A 19,253-nucleotide genomic window follows, 5' to 3' on the forward strand; every position below is an offset into this window, starting at 1 on the left:
CTGAAAATTTATTACAGAAATTATCAAGTACCTTGATGTTGCTCAGTGGTAGATACACACACTCTGGTCTTTGGAGTAGGTCGTTTAAAAACAGAATCGGTAGATGGACTTTTTGAGCACCTCTATGGTGGGTTCGATAAACTCGTGGGCGAGATATTCATCGGGTTGATGAGCCTGATCAATCGAACCTGGGCCTAAAACAAGGGTTGGACAAAGCTCTTGAAGGAAAGGCGCCTCAGTGCAGTAGTTTACTGTTTCTGACGGTGTTTCGCACAAACTCTCAACGCTGGTGATAAAAGGATGGTCCTTTGAACATTCATAGCCAGGGATGGGTTCATGTAGTGGGGTAATGTTGATTCGATTTGGCCACTTTGCTTCCAGCTCTTTTAACGCTGAGCGAAGCATGTTATTGAGACCATCAAGACTGATTCCTGGCAAAGGCCTCACGTCATAGTGCAGCTCGCAGCAGCCACAAATTCGATTAGCACTGTCTCCACCATGAATGTGACCTAGATTCATGGTAGGGCTCGGAATTGCAAATCCAGGATGATGGTATTGCTTTATTAGATTATCCCGCAATTTCATCAGGGCAGCTAAGATTTCATGCATGATTTCGATTGCATTAACGCCAAGACTAGGGTTGGAAGAGTGTCCAGATTGTCCGGTAACACGGATAGCATTCGCCACATGCCCCTTATGACCCCTTACTGGAATTAAACTGGTTGGTTCACCGATAATACAATAATCAGGCTTAAAGGGGGCATTGTTAGTAAAGTGTCTTGCTCCGAGCATCGTCGTTTCTTCGTCACACGTTGCCAAAATATAGAGAGGCTTGGTCTGTTGTGCCCAGTCTATTTGTTTTACCGCTTCTATGATGAAAGCAAAAAAACCTTTCATATCAGCTGTACCCAGTCCGTAAAAGCGATGGTTAACCTCGGTTAGAGTATGAGGGTCGTAACTCCAGCGTCCTTCATCAAAGGGTACAGTATCACTGTGTCCGGAAAGAAGTAGTCCCCCCTCACCACTGCCTTTTTTGGCGATGAGATTGAATTTCCCTTTTTCCACCTGAGTAAGTTCAACATCAAAATGTAGGTCTCTTAGCCAAGTCGCCAGTTTTTCAATAACATCCGCGTTTCCCTCATCCCAGTGAGGGTCAGTTGAACTGATTGAGGATGTAGAAATAAGGCCTTGGTATACCTCTCGAAAGCTTGGTAGTTGGATCATTTGTTCAAATTCCTTGTTGACAGTATCTTTTCAAAACTGTAAAAACATAATAAATCATATTTAATGAATAAAAAACCGATAATAAGTTGTTATTTTGTATTTTTAGTCAAACTTTGTCGGCGGGAAATCTGGGTGTTATTCATGCTAAAAACTTCAATCATTGGTGCTAGTGGTTACACAGGAGCAGAGTTAGCCTCGATGGTACAAAATCATCCTAACCTAACGCTAGCGGGTTTATACGTTTCTGCCAATAGTGTGGATGCAGGAAAAAGCATCGCGTCGATACATGCGCGTTTATCAGGTGTGGTAGATGCTGCACTCCTTCCCTTGACGGATATTGATGCGGTTGCAAAACATAACGATGTCATTTTTCTAGCTACGGCTCACGAGGTGAGTCATGACTTGGCCCCTCTATTCTTAGCTAAAGGGTGTCAAGTCTTTGACCTATCCGGTGCCTTTAGAGTTAGTTCGCCTAATTTCTATCGAGAGTATTATGGGTTTATTCACCAGCACGATGAATGGACGTGCAAATCCGCTTACGGTTTAGCCGAATGGAATCAGCAATCCATTCAAGAAAGTCAGATGATTGCGGTACCAGGCTGTTATCCCACAGCGTCGCAGCTTGCTATTAGGCCAGTCATTGACCTGCTTGATTCGAAACAATGGCCGATTATTAATGCGATCAGTGGTGTTTCAGGCGCAGGAAGGAAATCGACATTGGTTAATAGCTTTTGTGAAGTAAGTTTGCAGCCCTACGGCCTGTTTACCCATAGACATCAACCTGAGATTTCTCACCATTTGGGAAATGAAGTCGTGTTTATACCCCATTTAGGTAACTTCAAGCGCGGCATTATTGCCACCATCACCATGAAGTTGTCTCAACAAGAAATGGAAGAGAGTGTGGCTGAAGCTTTTTATTCTGCTTACAAAGATAAGCCAGCGATTCGTTTACTAGAGTCGCAAATGCCATCGATCCAAGGTGTTGAAAATACGCCTTTCTGTGACATTGCTTGGCGTGTTCAAGGACAGCATTTAATTGTAGTCAGTGCGATTGATAATTTGCTCAAAGGAGCGGCTAGCCAAGCAATGCAATGTTTGAATATCCACTATGGATTTCCTGAATTAACAGCTTTATTGCCACAGGTAAGATTATGACAGATAAAAATGTAACCCCATTAGTCATTAAGCTTGGAGGAGCGGCTATCTCATGCTCCGAGACATTGAGCGCGATATTTAGTGCGATTGCAAAATATCAAAGTAGTGCAAAACGCAGCATAGTCATCGTTCATGGTGGAGGCTGCATCGTTGATGATTTGATGGCTAGATTAGATCTCAAACCACGCAAAATTAATGGCCTGAGAGTGACTCCCCAAGAGGACATTGAATTGGTTGCGGGGGCATTAGCGGGTTCAGCGAACAAAGTATTACAGGCGCGAGCTAAAGCTGATGGGCTGAATGCTGTGGGCCTATGCCTTGCAGATGGTGATTTGTGCAAGGTTAGCAAAATTGATGATGAATTGGGTGCAGTAGGAAGTGCTGAACCTGGTAACCCGTCAGTACTCAACGTATTACTTGCCCATGGGGTGTTACCTATCATTAGTTCCATCGGTGTGACTAATGACGGTCAAATAATGAACGTAAATGCAGATCAAGCTGCGGTAGCGGTAGCGGGCGCTCTTGATGCAGAGCTTGTCATGTTATCCGACGTGAGTGGGGTACTTGATGGCAAAGGAAACTTGATTAAGAGCCTAGATAAGCAGCAAGCCAATAGTTTGATACAAGGCCAAGTCATCACTGATGGAATGGTGGTAAAAGTCGAGGCTTCGCTTACCGCTGCAGAAAGTTTAGGGCGTGCCGTCGAAGTTGCGACTTGGCGTTACCCTGAACAATTACCCTTACTATTTTCTGGACAGAGCATAGGTACTCAGTTTTTACCTGAGTAGCTATTTTGTAACGATTTAATAATTAATTTTGAGATAAAAGTAAGTACTGAGACCGAGAACAGTGCGAACTGCGGAGAAAAAAATGAGTAAAGTAAAGATAAATAAAGTCGTTGTTGCGTATTCAGGTGGGCTGGATACCTCGGTCATCATTCCTTGGCTAAAAGAAAACTATGATTGTGAAGTGGTTGCTTTTGTAGCTGATGTTGGTCAGGGAGAAGAAGAACTGAATGGAGTGGAGGAAAAAGCCAAAGCTTCAGGTGCATCGGAGTGTTATGTAGCCGATCTAAAGGAGCAGATGGTTGCAGAGTACATCTACCCGACCCTTAAAACAGGTGCGTGCTATGAAGGCAAGTATTTGCTTGGTACGTCTATGGCTCGTCCCATTATTGCTAAGGCGCAAGTGGAGCTAGCACGCCAAGTTGGGGCAGATGCTTTATGTCACGGTTGTACTGGAAAGGGCAACGATCAAGTTCGTTTTGAGGGGGCGTTTGCAGCACTTGCTCCAGATCTGCATGTGATTGCGCCTTGGAGAGAGTGGGACTTAGTGAGCCGAGAGGAGTGCCTTGATTACTTGGCTGAGCGAAACATACCATGCACAGCTTCCCTCACTAAAATCTATTCTCGAGATGCCAATGCGTGGCATGTTTCCACTGAAGGTGGTGTGCTCGAAAATACTTGGAATGCACCAAATGATGATTGTTGGGTATGGACTGTCGCTCCAGAGAGTGCACCAGATACACCAGAATACGTCACTCTTAAGGTTGAAAAAGGCGAAGTAGTCTGGGTTGACGGTGAAGATATGACGCCATACAACGCGTTGGTTTACCTCAACCAAAAAGGAGCTGAGCATGGTATTGGGCGAATTGACATTGTTGAGAATCGTCTGGTCGGTATGAAATCTCGAGGCTGTTATGAAACTCCTGGAGGTACTATTATGATGGAAGCATTGCGTGCTGTGGAGCAATTAGTCCTCGATAAGACCTCATTTGAGTTCCGGGAAGAACTGGGGGTTAAAGCCTCTCAGTTAGTCTATGATGGTCGTTGGTTTACTCCTTTATGCCAATCAATCCTTGCTGCAAGTAACGAACTTGCACAGGACGTCAGTGGAGAGGTAGTAATAAAGCTGTATAAGGGGCAAGCTACGGTTACGCAAAAGCGTTCAAGTAATAGCTTATACAGTGAAGAGTTTGCAACATTTGGTGCGGATGAGGTATACGATCAGAGCCACGCTGAAGGTTTCATTAGACTTTATTCACTTTCGAGCCGTATTCGAGCGCTTAAAAACCAAAACTAAAAACAGCAAGATACGGAAGATAAGGGTCCACAATGCAAAAGTGGTCCTTTTTCAATTCCCGCTGAATGAATAAATATGTTTTTAATTTGAATTTTTACTTTATTTATTTGGTTTTTTGCCGTAACGTTGGAGCATTAAATTACAAAATTAGTTAATAGAAAAATACAATGCTGGTATAGCAAACTTGCATTGTGAGCAAGGTAAGTGGGAGAAACGCGATGGCATTATGGGGTGGAAGATTTACTCAGGCTGCAGATATGAGATTCAAAAGTTTTAATGATTCTCTGCGTTTTGATTATCGCTTGGCTGAACAAGACATTGTTGGCTCAGTCGCTTGGTCAAAAGCTCTGTTTTCTGTTGGGGTAATTAGCCAACAAGAACAGCAAAAATTAGAGTTAGCACTTAATGAACTGAAGTTGGAAGTCATGGAGAATCCAGAGCAAATTCTCCAAGACGATGCCGAAGATATTCACTCTTGGGTAGAAAAACAATTAATTACCAAAGTCGGCGATTTAGGGAAAAAATTGCATACTGGGCGCTCGCGAAATGACCAAGTGGCCACTGATTTAAAATTATGGTGTCGCCAACAAGGGAAACAGCTTCTGTTGTCTATGGAGCATTTACAAGCTGAAATGGTTAAGGTGGCAAAACAGCATCAAACCACAGTTCTGCCAGGTTATACCCATTTACAGAGAGCGCAACCCGTGACTTTTGCTCACTGGTGTTTAGCCTATGTCGAAATGTTTGAAAGAGATCATTCCAGACTCACTGATGCGCTTTATCGTTTGGATACATGTCCACTGGGTTCTGGTGCTCTTGCCGGTACTGCGTATGCCATGGATAGAGAGCAACTTGCGCATACGCTAGGATTTCGCCGTGCAACACGCAATTCCCTAGACTCAGTATCTGATAGAGATCATGTCATGGAATTAATGTCTATTGCTTCTATCTCTATGCTTCACCTCTCACGTTTGGCCGAGGACTTGATCTTTTATAACTCTGGGGAGTCGAACTTTATTGAGTTAGCAGACACGGTTACCTCAGGTTCTTCACTAATGCCACAAAAGAAAAATCCCGATGCGCTCGAACTCATCCGAGGAAAAACTGGCCGAGTGTACGGCTCTTTGGCCGGTATGATGATGACAATTAAGGCTCTCCCTCTCGCGTATAACAAAGACATGCAAGAGGACAAAGAGGGGCTTTTTGATGCCCTTGATACTTGGAATGATTGTATGGAAATGGCGGCATTGTGTTTTGATGGGCTCAAGATTAACGAAACTCGAACTTTAGAAGCGGCTAAACAAGGTTATGCGAATGCCACTGAGCTGGCAGATTATTTAGTGGCCAAAGGAATTCCGTTTCGTGAGGCTCACCATATTGTTGGTGTTGCTGTGGTAGGAGCAATAGATAAAGGCTGTGCACTTGAGGAACTGTCTCTCAATGACCTACGCCAGTTTTCATCGGTAATAGACAACGATGTTTATGATATTTTGACCATAGAGTCCTGCTTAGAAAAACGCAGTGCATTGGGTGGTGTCGCTCCAAAGCAAATAGCATTTGCAGTCAGTGAAGCTGAAAAGCGTTTGGTTAAGCGCGATACCTCAGATATACGGGTAAGACCTGCACGTCTCACTGATATTGAAGCCCTTGAGAGTATGGTAACGTATTGGGCCAATTTGGGAGAAAATCTTCCTCGTTCGCGAAGTGAACTGATTCGAGATATTGGCTCATTTGCGGTGGCTGAGCATCATGGTGAGGTCACTGGGTGCGCATCTTTGTATGTGTATGATTCAGGATTGGCAGAAATACGCTCTTTAGGTATAGAAGCAGGTTGGCAAGGACAGGGGCAGGGGAGTGCTATTGTTCAACACTTGGTTGAACGCGCTCGTCAAATGGCGATTAAAAAGGTATTTGTTTTGACACGTACACCAGAGTTTTTCATGAAGCAGGCGTTTTTGCCCACGTCAAAAGCTTTACTGCCTGAAAAAGTGCTCAAAGACTGTGAGCAATGCCCAAGACAGCATGCCTGTGATGAGGTGGCACTTGAAATCAACCTCATAGAGTCATCGATCGCGCGTATGAGTGTGGCGTAGTTAGAGCCTTTTGACCTTTGAGATGATTCTTGCAAATAAAAGCAATATTTTTTTGAACTCTCTCAAAAAGCAGTGGTCTACTTAAATACCACTGCTTTTTCTTAGAAGAATCTAAGAAGGCCCCAAACTCTTTTGGTTTCGGGGCTTTTTTCTTTTTTACCGAACACTCGTATTCTCGCCTTTCTTTATTTGAACAATCGCTTTGAGCGCCACACCCAACTCCATAGATGAAGAAATAACAGCCCGAGGAAACAGAAGCATGCCATTAGCAGGGTAATAGACCCAATACTCGTTGGGGTGTCACGAAAGATTAACCACCATGATGGAACACATAGGCAGCACAGAACAAAAAGTTGTTTGATGCAACGTGTACAGCGACCAATTTTTTTCCAAAACCACGGATTATTTTTGCAATACGAGCATGTCATGTTGATACTTATTCGCTAAAATAACGCTTACGAATCATCCTAGTTGATTGAGAAAAAGAAGACAATGATTGAAAGGCAACAAACCAAACAGCGTATGAGCCGAATTGTGAAACATAACGGTGTGATTTATCTCTGTGGCCAAGTTTGCGAGGACGCAACCCAAGGTATTAAAGTACAAACACAAACGATGTTGGATAAGGTTGAGCAATTACTCCTCGAAGCGGGAAGTGATAAAGAGCATATGCTCTCAGCGACGATTTATCTGAAGGACATGCAGCATTTTGCTCAGATGAATGAGGTTTGGGACGCTTGGGTTCCTGAAGGACATGCACCTGCGAGAGCATGTGTGACAGCCGATATGGCGCGTGATGCTTTGTTGGTTGAAATTTCGGTTATTGCGGCAGAAAAATAATGGGCTGAGAAAGGTAGGCCTAGTGACCTACCTTTTCAGGTGTGTTAGCAGCCCGGGCCACAATCAAGACAATGCTTGATCATCTCTGGTCCAAGGTGGAGTTTTGCATTGAGGTCACGCAATGCGGTTCTAACTCCCTCTTCGATAACGGGGTGATAAAAAGGCATGTCGAGCATTTCTGAAATGGTCATCTTATTTTGATGAGCCCATGCTAGCAAATGAGCGAGATGCTCGGCATTTGGGCCGATCATTTCAGCACCTAAGAAGCGTCCCGTTCCTTGTTCACCATAGACGTTGAGTATTCCTTTGTTACGTAGCATTACTCGAGAGCGTCCTTGATTCTCAAAAGAAACGGTCCCTGTAGTAAAACAGCCACAGTTGCCTAATCGCTCTGTTAATTGTTTGTGTGTCTCTCCGACCATAGCGATTTGTGGGTCGGAGAATACCGCTGATATTGCCGAGCGACGAAGGCCTGCACGAATATCGGGGAAACGTCCAGCATTGTCTCCTGCAATTCGCGCCTGATCTGCCGCTTCATGCAGTAATGGAACCTGATTACTTGCATCACCAGCAATGAAAATATGTTTAACAGAAGTCTGCATGGTGAAATTATCCGCAACTGGCACACCAACTTGGTCGAGCTCGATAGAGGTTTTATCAATCGAGAGGTTATCAATATTTGGGCGTCTACCCGTGGCTGCCAAAACATAATCGACGACGAATGTTTCTCTCTCTCCGCTATGATTTAAAAAGATGATTTCAACTTTATCCTGCCCTTCAATCTTTTGCATACTTTCTACCTTTACATCTGCGTCTAAGTAGAACTCTTGCTGGAAGGTTTGATTGGCATAGCTCATGACCTCTGGGTCAGTGAGAGGACCAACTTGTCCTCCTAAACCAAACATTTTTACCTCGACACCAAGACGATGAAGAGCTTGTCCAAGCTCTAAACCAATAACGCCTGGTCCAAACACGGCAACAGATTTAGGAAGGTCATTCCATTCAAAAAGGTCATCGTTAACAATGAGTCTATCACCCAATTCATTCCAAACGTTAGGATAAGCAGGGCGTGAGCCAGTTGCGATTACGATTCTTTTGGCATGCACTAACGTATGGTCGTCAATAGCAAGAGTATGATCGTCAATAAAAGAGGCAAAGCCTGTGATCTTATCTTTGGCTGGGATTTCATCAACGCCTTCAAGAACAAAGCCGACAAATCTATCTCTTTCACTTTTGACCCGAGCCATTACTTCAGGACCGGATATCTTAGTTTCACCTTGAGGATAAACACCAAAACCAGGGGCTTTTTCAATTTGATGGGCACTTTCTGCAGCGGCAATCAGGAGCTTAGATGGCATGCAGCCCACTCTTGCACAGGTTGTACCATATTGGCCACCTTCTATCATCACCACACTATCTGAGTGTGCTTTTGCTGCACGATACGCACCGAGTCCCGCGGTACCTCCACCAATGACAGCGACATCAACATTGATTTTTTTCATAATAGATCTCTCCAGCCGTGGCCAGTAAGTATGGAATAAGTAAGTATAGTGAGGGTTTCCCCGTAGCACCCACGGTTTAAAAGTGGGCGAACGGGGAAGTGCGGGGATTAGCTAAGATAGTTATCGAGCTCTTCACTACCACCGATGTGTTTACCACCGACAAAGACTTGTGGAACCGTAGTGCGACCTGAGATAGCACGCAAACTTACGGTTGTCGCGTCTTTGCCCAATACCACTTCTTCATATTGCAATTCATGGTCAATAAGGCTTTGCTTAGCTTTTGCACAGAATGGGCAACCTGGTTTAGTGAAAACGGTAATAGACTCTTGCGTTTTGTATTCTGGTGCGATGTATTTCAACATAGTGTCAGCATCAGAAACTTTAAATGGGTCACCAGGCTCATTAGGCTCGATAAACATTTTTTCAATCAACCCATTTTTAACCAGCATACTATAGCGCCAAGAACGTTGACCAAAGCCGATGTCGTTTTTGTCTGCTAACATACCCATGCCTTGGGTAAATTCTCCATTACCATCTGGAATGAATCGAATATTATCGGCTTCCTGATCGTTCTTCCAAGCATTCATGACAAAAGTGTCGTTAACAGAAACGCAGACAATTTCGTCAACTCCGTGTTCCTTGAATACTGAGAATAGCTCGTTATATCTTGGTAAATGGGTTGAAGAACATGTCGGAGTGAAGGCGCCAGGTAAGCTAAACACTATGACGGTCTTATCTTTAAATAACTCATCGGTTGTCACATTAACCCAGGCATCTCCTTGTCTAGTCGGGAAAGTAACTTGTGGTATGTGTTGGCCTTCTTTTGATGAGAACATGATTTTTCCTTATAAAGTATTAATAATTGAGAATTTTTATTTTCTTTACGGGCATTATTGTCGAAAGTCTTTGATAGCTCTAATCGTTTAATGCTATGGTTTTGATAGGAGTTTTCTATCTTTATGGAGTAAGCCATATACTATGAATATTCGAGATTTTGAGTACCTGGTGGCGTTGGCCGAGCATAAACATTTTCGCAAAGCGGCAGAGGCCTGCTTTGTAAGCCAGCCCACATTGAGTGGTCAGATTCGTAAATTAGAAGATGAATTAGGGGCGGCATTGTTAGAGCGTAGCAGTCGCCGCGTGTTATTTACCGACGCGGGATTACAACTTGTTGAGCAAGCTAAACGTATCCTAAGCGAAGTAAAAACATTTACAGATATGGCAAGTGGTCAAGCAGGTGAGATGGTAGGTCCGATACATATTGGTTTTATACCAACACTTGGCCCTTATTTATTACCTAAAATCGTCCCGATGCTAAAAGAGAGTTATCCAGACTTAAATTTGTACCTTCATGAGGCTCAAACTCAGCAATTGGTGCGACAGCTTGAGGACGGCAAGCTCGATTGTTTGGTCCTAGCCTCAGTGGAGGAAACAGCGCTGTTTAAAGAGATTGAGCTTTACCAAGAGCCCTTAAGTATTGCCGTCCCTTGTGACCATGAATGGGCCGAGTTAGAGCAAGTAGATATGTTAGATCTGAATGGTAAAACAGTACTTGCATTGGGAGACGGTCATTGTTTGAGAGATCAAGCGCTCGGGTTTTGCTTTGCAGCAGGTGCAAGAGACGATGAGCGCTTTAAAGCGACCAGTCTTGAGACGTTAAGAAATATGGTTGCTGCCGGAGCTGGTATGACATTATTACCTGAACTTTCAGTTCCGAGTGAGCGCAAAAAAGATGGCGTATGTTACCTCAAAGCTGTTAACCCTGAACCATCAAGAAGCCTCGTTTTGGTTTATCGGCCTGGTTCACCACTTCGGGCCCGATTCGAGCAGCTGGCTGCAGCAATAAAGGAAAATTTAACCAATAAGTGAGGTTGATGTACGCACATCAACCTCGTGTCACATTAGAAAAGCTCTTCGCTACCATCTTCTGATGTGTAGATGTTATCGGTTGTTTCGTTGGTCGCGTACTGAGTTGGTTCTGTACCTTCAATGAAGTACTCAAACATCGAGCTATCATCAAATTTATGGGTCAGTAAACCTGTGCTGCGGTCAATTCTAACCCGAACAATATTTGGTGGTAGCTCCTTATGGGTTAGAGGTACGGTTGCCAAAGCATCGTGCATAAAGCTTATCCACGCAGGTTGAGCAGTTTTAGCACCGCTTTCAGCCCCTGTGATAGGGTTCGCATTTAAGTTGCTGTTTGGTGTTGTCTTGCCAAGCATTCTATTGTGGTCATCAAAACCGACCCAAGCAATGGCAACCATACCTGGGGCAAAACCATTGTACCAAGCATCTTTAGAGTCGTTTGTTGTTCCGGTTTTGCCGCCGATATCACGCCGTTTTAACGTCTGGGCGCGCCAGCCTGTACCATTCCAACCATACCCATCACGCCAGCTTCCTCCGTCTCCCCAGATATTACTGTTCATCATCTCTCGAACGAGGAAAGCATTCTGCTCTGAGATAACTTGAGGTGCATATCTTGGTTGAGTTGCATCTAAGTTTACATCTTGTTCTGATATTTCATCGTTTATCTTAATAGTTTCTTCATGCTCACAGTTTTGATGGCAGATCGTTGTTGGATTGGCGCTAAACTCTTTTTCACCAAATGGTCCTTCTACTTTTTCGATATAAAAGGGTTCCACAATGTAGCCGCCATTAGCAAAAACAGAATAGCCTTGTGCCATCTTAATCGGTGTTAGGCTGCCCGCTCCCAATGCTAGAGTCTCTGATCTTGGTAATTGGTCTATATCAAAGCCAAAATGGGTCAGGTACTGACGCGTTTTATCAAGCCCGACTTGGCGCAGTACTCTTACAGCCATGACATTTCTTGATTCGGCAAGCCCTCGACGAAGACGAGCGGGACCTATGTAGGTTGGTGGGGAGTTTTTTGGTCGCCATGCGGTTCCTTGGCTTTTGTCCCACTGATTAATAGGAGCATCATTAATTAAGCTAGCTAGCGTCAGTCCATTATCAATGGCCGCAGAGTAAATAAATGGTTTTATACTTGAGCCTACTTGGCGTAATGATTGGGTAGCCCGATTGAATTTACTGTGAACAAAGTTAAACCCTCCCACTAGAGCCAAAACGGCACCATTTTCTGGATTCATTGCCACGAATGCGGTGTTAGCATTGGGCACCTGACTGAGCTGCCATTGTTTGTCCGTGGACTTGTCAGTTGAGGAAACGTCGGTATGTCTGACCCAAATTTGCTCACCTGACGCTAATATATTACGGGCTTGCTTAGGAGCGGCACTCTGGCTTTTATCCGTCAGGTACTGACGTGCCCACTTCATTCCGTTCCAGTCTATGGTTTGATTTTGATGATTTTTAACTCTAACGATGGCTTTTTTATCCTCAACTTCAACAACAACGGCTGGGATAAGTTCTCCATAAGTGGGCACTTTGTTGAGTGTTGCATCGATTTCTTCTGACGATAAGGCGGGTTCACCTGCTTTCCATAACACCCTTTCTGCACCCCGATATCCATGTCGTTGATCGTATTGCAGTAAGTTTTCAGTTGCTGCATGAGTTGCGGCAATTTGTTGCTTTGAATTAATGGTGGTATAGACATTCATACCAGAAGTGTAAGCTTTTTCTTGGCCGTATTTTTCCACCATCCAAGCACGAGCTAACTCTGCCACATAAGGGGCATCCAGCTCGATTTCAGCACCGTGATAGCTTGCGACAATGTTCTCAGAGCGAGCTTGATTGTACTCTTGTGCAGTGATGTACTTTTCATCGAGCATGCGCATAAGAACGATATTTCTCCGTTTTGTTGCGCGCTCAAGTGAATAAATAGGGTTCATTGTTGACGGTGCTTTGGGCATACCTGCTAACGTGGCTATCTCACTCAATGAAAGGTCTGCTAGCTCTTTACCGAAATAGGTTTGTGCGGCCGCTCCAAAACCGTAAGAGCGGTAGCCAAGAAAGATTTTATTAACATAGAGAGCCATGATCTCTTGTTTTGTTAATAGTTGCTCAATATGAACTGCGATAAAAATTTCTTTGATTTTTCGCATTATTTTCTTCTCATTGGAGAGAAAGAAATTTCTTGCCAACTGCTGGGTAATTGTACTTGCACCTTGAGAAGCGGATCCCGACATCACGATTGCAGAGGCTGCGCGAACAATGCCAATTGGGTCAAAGCCAGGATGTTCATAGAATCGACTATCTTCGGTCGCGATTAAAGCCTCAATGAGATGCTCTGGGATATCACCGTAGGCTACTGGGATACGACGTTTCTCACCAAACTGTGAGATCAGTTTTCCATCTTGGCTAAAGACCTGCATTGGCGTTTGCAAGTTGACGTCTTTAAGCGTAGCTACGTCTGGTAGCTGTGGCTTCACATATAAATAGAAGCCAAAAATCGTACCGACTCCCAAAATAGTGCAAACCAATGTGAATATGAATAGTCGCTTTATGAACTTCACCGGATATTCCCTGATTTATTGGGTTCACAACCTGCCAACCCTTGTAGTTTGAGCTAATCGAGTAGCTCTTTAATATATGTGCTCGTAAAACCAACCATTTAGACATCTAGACCGCGCAAGAGGCTAAGGCAAATGGGTAAATCGCTAGTTACAGGTATTGATATTGGGCACCACAGCATCAAAGTTGTGGTACTCAAGCTGTACAAGGACACTTATGAACTTGTGGACCATCAAGAGCTCCCAGTCGAGAGTGATATTCTCTCCGATAATCACAAGACAAATTATCAGAAAATTGTAAAGAAACTAACAGAACTAAGGAAGCGTTTACCACTATTTAGTCATAAAGTCGCACTCGCGATCCCAGATAATTTGATAATAAGCAAAGAATTACAATTAGATAGCACGTTGAACTCAGAAGAGGTTGAGTATGCGATACGACAAATATTTTCTCAACAAACGACATTAGATGGTGACAAATTAGCCATAGATTATATTTATATTGGAGAAGATAGCTACAATTCGAGTCATTTATTCCGAGTGTTTGCTGCTAAAAAGGAAGACTTACTTGCTCCAATTGATATGGTAAAAAAATCAGGTTATCAACCGATTTTGATGGATGTAGAGGGATACTGTCGAGCGTTGATATGTCACCTTGTCGCTCAAAAGTTTGCGAGAGAAGACTGGCTTTTAGTCGATATTGGCCTCAATCGTATTTCAGTATGCGCTTTTGCATCAAAGAAAATGCCAATCTGCGTCGATTTTTCCATAGAGCGTTTTGCAGACAATGGCGACATTGAAAAACGTAATGCTTACCTTGCCGAAAGGGTCAAAGTGAATCTTACTACGATGGACTCTTTGCGTGATACCGCGATTAGCTTTGTGTGGTTAGCGGGTGGCGGGGCTCTTAGTCAAGGCCTCGAAGTAGCGCTGTCACTTGCGTTAGGTCTCCCATGTGAGCGGTTCTATCCTTTTGGGGTGTTTGAAAAACAACCCAGTTCAATATTGGGGAAGGAGCACTCTCAATGCATTTATGCGACGGCCATAGGTATTGCTTTGCGAGGACTCGCTTGGATGAGTGACCATGATTGAAATTAATCTGGCTCCATGGCGAGAGAGAAAACGAAAGCAGGATAAACTTAGAGCTGCTTTGATCGTTATTAGCTCTATCTTGTTTTCATGTGCGCTGCAACTGACATGTGTTGTTTATTTAAATCATCAATCAAATAAACAGCTTGTGAGGGTGAATACGTTAAAAGAACAGTATCAATCTATTCATACTCAACAAAAAAAAGTTAGCTTAATGATTGATACTTTGGCTCAGGCACAGAGTCAGATCGATCGGATAAAAAAATTAAAAATACATCATTTGGCTTTTGTATTCTTTTGTAAAGCACTGGATCTGTTGGTTCCAAATGGCGTATTTCTAGACCATTTCTACTACCAAAATGGACGTGTTGAACTGTCTGGGGTCGGTGAGTCGTCTCGCCATCTAAACGATTTTTTTAAACGACTCGAAGAGGTGCCAGGTGCCTATATGGTTAAATTTCTTTCGTTTGAAACCAGTGCAGAAAGCAATGAATATAAGGAGTTTAATATTACTTTTTCGCTGCTAAAAAGAGAAAAGGTTAGCAATGAAAAAAGTACTCAATAATACATTGGCTGGCGATAAAATCGCTTCCGCTTTGATGTTTATTTCATCTTTTTTTGTGGTGCAAGCCTTTGGCTATATGATCAATATCAGACCGGTCATCGACGACATTGAACGTTTGACGGCTCAGGAAAAGACCCAGCAAGAACGTTTAATATCTGAACATCATGCTTTACGCGATCTATTGGCAAAGAAGCTAGCCTTTGAAAATGACCTGACTCAACACCAATCGCAAGCTGATTTCATGCCTTTTTATCGCACGGAACCGATCCTCGCAGATATTACTGAGCAAGGCAGGCTTCATGGGCTTCAATTTACGAAACTTGAATTGGATAGTGAAGAACATTTAGAAAATTATCAACGTTCATTGGTACATTTTGAGTTGCAGGGGGAGTATCGGAACATAGTCAATTTTGTTCTATCGACTGATGAAAAGTATGCCAATTTTGTGTTTGAAAAAGTGATACTCAAACGTTCAGAGTTAAAAGGTAGACCAGTATCTATGGTCGCAATATCTTATTTATATCACCCTATCGTGAACAAGAATGCTGATGATTAGAAGACTGTTCTGGTTATTAACTTCAGTTTTTCTGAACGTTTGCCAAGCCAACGATGATCACTTGGAACCAATATTGGATACAATGAAAATGGTTTCTGAAAACACATCTCTCGTTGGCCAATATCGGACGCAAAAGTCGGGTGTGGATAATGCGTATGTTTCCAACAAACAGATCTTTGCTCTCCCAAGTACAGACTCCCAGTCTAAAAATGTTTGTCGCAGTGATGCCCTGAACGCTGATATTGCTGACGTAAAGATAGACTTTGACTATGAATTGAGCGGTATTTTGTATTCAACCGGTGGCTATTATACGGCATTGCTCAAATCTATTTCTGGCCATTCTCTGATTGTTAAAACGGGACAACGAGTTGGAAACGCACAAATTGTTCAGATAACAGAGAATAGTCTTAGATTTCACCGGAGGCAGCTTAACTCGCTTGGTTGCTGGGAAGAGCATGACTTCGAACGGTCAATAAAACAGTCAGATTAGGGAAATAATGTCATGAAGATACTTCGGAGATCTGTTTATTGCTTGTGGTATTTGTCCAGCTATTCCGTATTGATCTCTTTATCCTCGGTATGTTTATCTGCATCCAAAAGCATAGAACCTTTTCATGTGGTCAACGCTAACTCTGCTTTTCAACAAAATCAGGGCTTAGTATCAATGACATTTCAGGATGCTCCCTTACGTGATGTTCTGTATTTATTTGCAGAACATAACGACTTTAATCTTGTTTTGTCAGATTCAGTATCTGGTCAAGTGTCTATCAAGCTGGATCATCAACCATGGCAGCAGGCGCTTGATATTTTGTTGTACTTAAAAGATCTAGTAAAAGAGGTTCATGGTGACGTCATGATTATCTTGCCCAAAGAAGAGATGAGTGCTGCAGAAAAAGCTTCGATATCACCAATGGATCAAGAGTCACTGAACGACCCATTGATAACAGACGTCATTATTTTCGAACATGCAAATGCTTCTGAAGTCGCAGGTATTCTCTCTGGAGAAGGTTCTTTGGCGATGCTTTCCAGTAATGGCAAGCTCAGTGTTGATGAGCGAACCAATGCCATCATCATAAGAGATAAAAGTGTGAACATCGATTCAATAAGGCAGGTCATAGCACGTTTGGATCGGCCAATAAAACAAGTACAAATTGAGGCTTATATTGTCACGATCCAAGAGGGTAACCTAGAAGATCTGGGGATTCGCTGGGGAATTCAGACCCAGCCGAATCAGCCAAGCATGATATCTCAAGTGAATGAAGCGATGTTGGATGTAGATTTGTCCATGGTTGCTCCAAGTCCATCAAACACGGCATTTAGAATGGCTAGGTTAAGTCAAAATATTTTACTTGATATGGAGTTATCAGCATTGCAAAAAGAGTCTAAAGCTGAGGTTATCTCAAATCCCAAGCTACTTACAACCAATAAACGGCCTGCTTATATAGAACAGGGTAGTGAAATCCCTTATCTAGAGGCTGCGTCTAGTGGTGCGGCGAGTATTGCTTTTAAAAAGGCGGTATTGAGTTTGAAGGTGACACCAAAGATCACCTCAAAGAATGATTTGCTGCTCGATTTGCAAGTGACACAAGACAGACCAGGCAATCCGATTAATACCGGGAGTGGTCAAGCAGTTGCCATTGATACCCAGCGAATTGGGACTCAGGTGCTTGTTAAAGATGGAGAAACGATAGTTTTGGGAGGCATTTTTCAACACAGCCTGAGTAACGCTGTAGACAAAATCCCATTGCTCGGTGATGTCCCTTTATTGGGTGCATTATTTCGTCGCAATTACTTGCAAGAAAATAGAAGTGAGTTGCTGATTTTTGTTACGCCAAAGGTGCTCTAACGACAAGATTTCCCTCTATTGCAAAAATTAAGTTGCATTAAGGCCACCTTATCTAGATAATTTCGGGTCTTATCACGAATTATCTGTGAGGAATAGGTGCCACAAGCATCTCCATTGCTGGTTTTAGCTAGCTATTCTTGTGGTGATGTCATTGAATTAACGTTGTAAGTTACTGCTTAACATGGCTGAGAAACGCAATATTTTCCTTGTTGGTCCTATGGGAGCCGGCAAAAGCACGATTGGTAGACATTTGGCTCAACAGCTTCACATGGAGTTTGTTGATTCTGATACCGTAATAGAAGAACGCACTGGGGCTGATATCGCTTGGGTCTTCGATGTTGAAGGCGAAGAAGGATTTCGAGATCGCGAAGAAAAAGTGATAAATGATCTTACCGAGGAGCAAGGGATCGTTCTTGCGACAGGTGGTGGTTCGATCAATAGCAGAGAAAACCGTAATCGTCTATCGGCACGCGGAATCGTTGTATATCTGGAGACAACTATCGAAAAGCAGTTGGCTCGAACAAATCGCGATAAAAAACGTCCCTTGCTTCGTACTGATAACCCTCGTGAGGTACTAGAGAGCCTCGCTGGTGAGCGCAACCCTCTTTACGAAGAGATTGCAGATTACACAGTTCGTACTGACGATCAAAGTGCGAAAGTGGTAGCCAACCAGATTGTAAAAATGCTAGAAGAACGTTAAGACTTTTAGCAACTGGAGAAATACCATGGAACGGATTACGGTCAATTTAGGTGAGCGTAGCTATCCAATCTCAATTGGCGCTGGATTATTCAATGATCCAGCGCAACTTTCTTTTTTAGGACAAAAACGCCAAGTAGTTGTCATTTCAAACGTCACAGTTTCCCCTATCTACGCTTCGAAGATAGTCCAATTGCTGCAAGGCTTAGACTGTAATCCTGCGGTACTTGAACTTCCTGATGGTGAGCAATATAAATCATTAGCGACGTTTAATCAGATCATGGACTTCTTATTAGAAGGAAATTATGCCCGTGATGTTGCCATTATTGCGCTCGGTGGGGGGGTGATAGGTGACTTGGTCGGCTTTGCTGCTGCGTGTTATCAACGTGGTGTAGATTTTGTCCAAATCCCCACAACACTATTAGCACAAGTTGATTCATCGGTAGGAGGAAAGACAGCGGTTAATCACCCTCTAGGGAAAAACATGATCGGCGCTTTCTATCAGCCTCAAGCTGTTGTTATCGATATTGAATGTTTGCGTACACTTCCCAAACGGGAATTTGCCGCAGGTATCGCCGAAGTCATCAAGTACGGTATTATTTACGATCAGGCTTTTTTTGTTTGGTTGGAAGAAAACCTTCATCAGCTGTATGACTTGGAAGAAAAAGCATTAACCTATGCAATTGCGCGTTGCTGTGAGATAAAAGCAGAAGTAGTTGCTAAGGACGAAAAAGAGTCCGGTATTCGTGCTTTGCTAAATCTTGGGCATACTTTTGGACACGCTATCGAAGCAGAGCTCGGATATGGAAATTGGCTACATGGAGAGGCAGTTTCATCTGGCACTGTGATGGCTGCAAAAACGGCTGAAATACAGGGTTTGATTACAGAGCAGCAACTTGAGAGAATTATCACTATACTGAAAAAGGCGCAACTTCCCGTTCATACTCCGGATACCATGACCTTCGACGATTTTATCAAACATATGATGCGTGATAAAAAAGTCTTATCTGGTCAATTACGTCTCGTTCTGCCTACGGGTATTGGTACCGCTGAGGTTGTAAAGGGTGTTCCAGATGCCGTTATCAAGCAGGCTATCGATTTTGCGCGCACTAAATAGATCTTTTTGTGTGATCTCTTTTAATAAAAGTTGATAGGCCTTCGCATTAAAGAGGAAGTT

The 19,253-nt window shown here is 43.2% G+C and carries 18 protein-coding genes; 13 read left to right on the plus strand and 5 right to left on the minus strand.

Annotated features, from left to right (window positions below; all coding sequences use genetic code 11):
- Positions 1–84 precede the first annotated feature (84 nt).
- Entirely contained in the window at positions 85–1,221 is a 1,137-nt protein-coding gene (gene argE, locus RH40_RS07700) for an acetylornithine deacetylase (RefSeq protein WP_039954430.1), read from the minus strand.
- A 144-nt stretch (positions 1,222–1,365) separates the two neighbouring features.
- Between argE and argC the strand changes: the two genes are divergently transcribed.
- From argC to argH, 4 genes are all read left to right on the plus strand, one after another.
- Complete coding sequence (gene argC, locus RH40_RS07705) at positions 1,366–2,379, plus strand: N-acetyl-gamma-glutamyl-phosphate reductase (RefSeq protein WP_009600872.1); 1,014 nt, start codon at positions 1,366–1,368, stop codon at positions 2,377–2,379.
- Positions 2,376–3,167 (plus strand): acetylglutamate kinase, encoded by a 792-nt coding sequence (argB, locus tag RH40_RS07710; RefSeq protein WP_009600873.1) that lies wholly within the window; start codon positions 2,376–2,378, stop codon positions 3,165–3,167. Before argC ends, argB begins: the two co-directional genes overlap by 4 nt.
- Positions 3,168–3,249: 82 nt before the next feature.
- Complete coding sequence (locus tag RH40_RS07715; RefSeq protein ID WP_009600874.1) at positions 3,250–4,461, plus strand: argininosuccinate synthase; 1,212 nt, start codon at positions 3,250–3,252, stop codon at positions 4,459–4,461.
- A gap of 218 nt (positions 4,462–4,679) precedes the next feature.
- The gene (gene argH, locus RH40_RS07720; protein WP_009600876.1) at positions 4,680–6,554 is read left to right on the plus strand and encodes an argininosuccinate lyase; all 1,875 of its coding nucleotides are present in this window, start codon (positions 4,680–4,682) and stop codon (positions 6,552–6,554) included.
- Positions 6,555–6,739: 185 nt separating this feature from the next.
- On the opposite strand, the gene RH40_RS20310 is transcribed toward argH, so the two are convergent.
- Positions 6,740–6,982 (minus strand): DUF3624 domain-containing protein, encoded by a 243-nt coding sequence (locus tag RH40_RS20310; RefSeq protein WP_009600877.1) that lies wholly within the window; start codon positions 6,980–6,982, stop codon positions 6,740–6,742.
- Positions 6,983–7,046: 64 nt separating this feature from the next.
- Here RH40_RS20310 and RH40_RS07725 point away from each other — a divergent pair, with 64 nt between their 5' ends.
- Positions 7,047–7,394, plus strand: coding sequence for a RidA family protein (locus RH40_RS07725; protein ID WP_009600879.1), 348 nt, complete (start codon positions 7,047–7,049; stop codon positions 7,392–7,394).
- 44 nt (positions 7,395–7,438) lie between these two features.
- Here the strand turns inward: RH40_RS07725 and RH40_RS07730 are convergent, their stop codons facing one another.
- Together RH40_RS07730 and RH40_RS07735 are read right to left on the minus strand one after the other, a co-directional pair.
- A complete protein-coding gene (locus RH40_RS07730; RefSeq protein WP_009600881.1) occupies positions 7,439–8,896 on the minus strand; it encodes a dihydrolipoyl dehydrogenase in 1,458 nt (485 codons plus the stop codon).
- A gap of 107 nt (positions 8,897–9,003) precedes the next feature.
- Complete coding sequence (locus RH40_RS07735) at positions 9,004–9,732, minus strand: glutathione peroxidase (protein WP_009600884.1); 729 nt, start codon at positions 9,730–9,732, stop codon at positions 9,004–9,006.
- Between the two features lie 142 nt (positions 9,733–9,874).
- Between RH40_RS07735 and oxyR the strand changes: the two genes are divergently transcribed.
- Positions 9,875–10,765: a DNA-binding transcriptional regulator OxyR gene (gene oxyR, locus RH40_RS07740; protein WP_009600885.1), complete on the plus strand. Its 891-nt coding sequence runs from the start codon at positions 9,875–9,877 to the stop codon at positions 10,763–10,765.
- Positions 10,766–10,797: 32 nt separating this feature from the next.
- On the opposite strand, the gene RH40_RS07745 is transcribed toward oxyR, so the two are convergent.
- Positions 10,798–13,326 (minus strand): penicillin-binding protein 1A, encoded by a 2,529-nt coding sequence (locus tag RH40_RS07745; RefSeq protein ID WP_009600886.1) that lies wholly within the window; start codon positions 13,324–13,326, stop codon positions 10,798–10,800.
- 132 nt (positions 13,327–13,458) lie between these two features.
- On the opposite strand from RH40_RS07745, the gene pilM reads away from it, so the two are divergent.
- From pilM to aroB, 7 genes are all read left to right on the plus strand, one after another.
- Complete coding sequence (pilM, locus tag RH40_RS07750; RefSeq protein WP_009600887.1) at positions 13,459–14,415, plus strand: pilus assembly protein PilM; 957 nt, start codon at positions 13,459–13,461, stop codon at positions 14,413–14,415.
- On the plus strand, positions 14,408–14,977 hold the full coding sequence (locus RH40_RS07755) for a PilN domain-containing protein (protein WP_009600888.1): 570 nt from the start codon (positions 14,408–14,410) through the stop codon (positions 14,975–14,977). The genes pilM and RH40_RS07755 overlap by 8 nt, the downstream gene beginning before the upstream one ends.
- The gene (locus RH40_RS07760) at positions 14,958–15,533 is read left to right on the plus strand and encodes a type 4a pilus biogenesis protein PilO (protein ID WP_009600889.1); all 576 of its coding nucleotides are present in this window, start codon (positions 14,958–14,960) and stop codon (positions 15,531–15,533) included. The genes RH40_RS07755 and RH40_RS07760 overlap by 20 nt, the downstream gene beginning before the upstream one ends.
- Positions 15,526–16,023, plus strand: a complete 498-nt coding sequence (locus RH40_RS07765; protein WP_009600890.1) for a hypothetical protein — start codon at positions 15,526–15,528, stop codon at positions 16,021–16,023. The genes RH40_RS07760 and RH40_RS07765 overlap by 8 nt, the downstream gene beginning before the upstream one ends.
- Positions 16,024–16,035: 12 nt before the next feature.
- A complete protein-coding gene (locus RH40_RS07770; protein WP_081454982.1) occupies positions 16,036–17,379 on the plus strand; it encodes a type IV pilus secretin PilQ in 1,344 nt (447 codons plus the stop codon).
- A 181-nt stretch (positions 17,380–17,560) separates the two neighbouring features.
- Entirely contained in the window at positions 17,561–18,079 is a 519-nt protein-coding gene (gene aroK, locus RH40_RS07775) for a shikimate kinase AroK (RefSeq protein ID WP_009600892.1), read from the plus strand.
- A 25-nt stretch (positions 18,080–18,104) separates the two neighbouring features.
- Complete coding sequence (gene aroB, locus RH40_RS07780; RefSeq protein ID WP_009600893.1) at positions 18,105–19,193, plus strand: 3-dehydroquinate synthase; 1,089 nt, start codon at positions 18,105–18,107, stop codon at positions 19,191–19,193.
- The last annotated feature ends 60 nt before the right edge of the window (positions 19,194–19,253 follow it).

This window comes from Vibrio caribbeanicus ATCC BAA-2122 (assembly GCF_000165125.1).
GTDB classification, from domain to species: Bacteria; Pseudomonadota; Gammaproteobacteria; order Enterobacterales; family Vibrionaceae; genus Vibrio; species Vibrio caribbeanicus.

Excerpts from the sequence above, each read along its gene's own strand:
- argC (WP_009600872.1), top strand. The coding sequence starts at position 1,366 with ATGCTAAAAACTTCAATCATTGGTGCTAGTGGTTACACAGGAGCAGAG.
- argB (WP_009600873.1), top strand. The coding sequence starts at position 2,376 with ATGACAGATAAAAATGTAACCCCATTAGTCATTAAGCTTGGAGGAGCG.
- RH40_RS07715 (WP_009600874.1), top strand. The coding sequence starts at position 3,250 with ATGAGTAAAGTAAAGATAAATAAAGTCGTTGTTGCGTATTCAGGTGGG.
- argH (WP_009600876.1), top strand. The coding sequence starts at position 4,680 with ATGGCATTATGGGGTGGAAGATTTACTCAGGCTGCAGATATGAGATTC.
- RH40_RS20310 (WP_009600877.1), bottom strand. The coding sequence starts at position 6,982 with ATGACATGCTCGTATTGCAAAAATAATCCGTGGTTTTGGAAAAAAATT.
- RH40_RS07725 (WP_009600879.1), top strand. The coding sequence starts at position 7,047 with ATGATTGAAAGGCAACAAACCAAACAGCGTATGAGCCGAATTGTGAAA.
- RH40_RS07730 (WP_009600881.1), bottom strand. The coding sequence starts at position 8,896 with ATGAAAAAAATCAATGTTGATGTCGCTGTCATTGGTGGAGGTACCGCG.
- RH40_RS07735 (WP_009600884.1), bottom strand. The coding sequence starts at position 9,732 with ATGTTCTCATCAAAAGAAGGCCAACACATACCACAAGTTACTTTCCCG.
- oxyR (WP_009600885.1), top strand. The coding sequence starts at position 9,875 with ATGAATATTCGAGATTTTGAGTACCTGGTGGCGTTGGCCGAGCATAAA.
- pilM (WP_009600887.1), top strand. The coding sequence starts at position 13,459 with ATGGGTAAATCGCTAGTTACAGGTATTGATATTGGGCACCACAGCATC.
- RH40_RS07755 (WP_009600888.1), top strand. The coding sequence starts at position 14,408 with ATGATTGAAATTAATCTGGCTCCATGGCGAGAGAGAAAACGAAAGCAG.
- RH40_RS07760 (WP_009600889.1), top strand. The coding sequence starts at position 14,958 with ATGAAAAAAGTACTCAATAATACATTGGCTGGCGATAAAATCGCTTCC.
- RH40_RS07765 (WP_009600890.1), top strand. The coding sequence starts at position 15,526 with ATGATTAGAAGACTGTTCTGGTTATTAACTTCAGTTTTTCTGAACGTT.
- RH40_RS07770 (WP_081454982.1), top strand. The coding sequence starts at position 16,036 with ATGAAGATACTTCGGAGATCTGTTTATTGCTTGTGGTATTTGTCCAGC.
- aroK (WP_009600892.1), top strand. The coding sequence starts at position 17,561 with ATGGCTGAGAAACGCAATATTTTCCTTGTTGGTCCTATGGGAGCCGGC.
- aroB (WP_009600893.1), top strand. The coding sequence starts at position 18,105 with ATGGAACGGATTACGGTCAATTTAGGTGAGCGTAGCTATCCAATCTCA.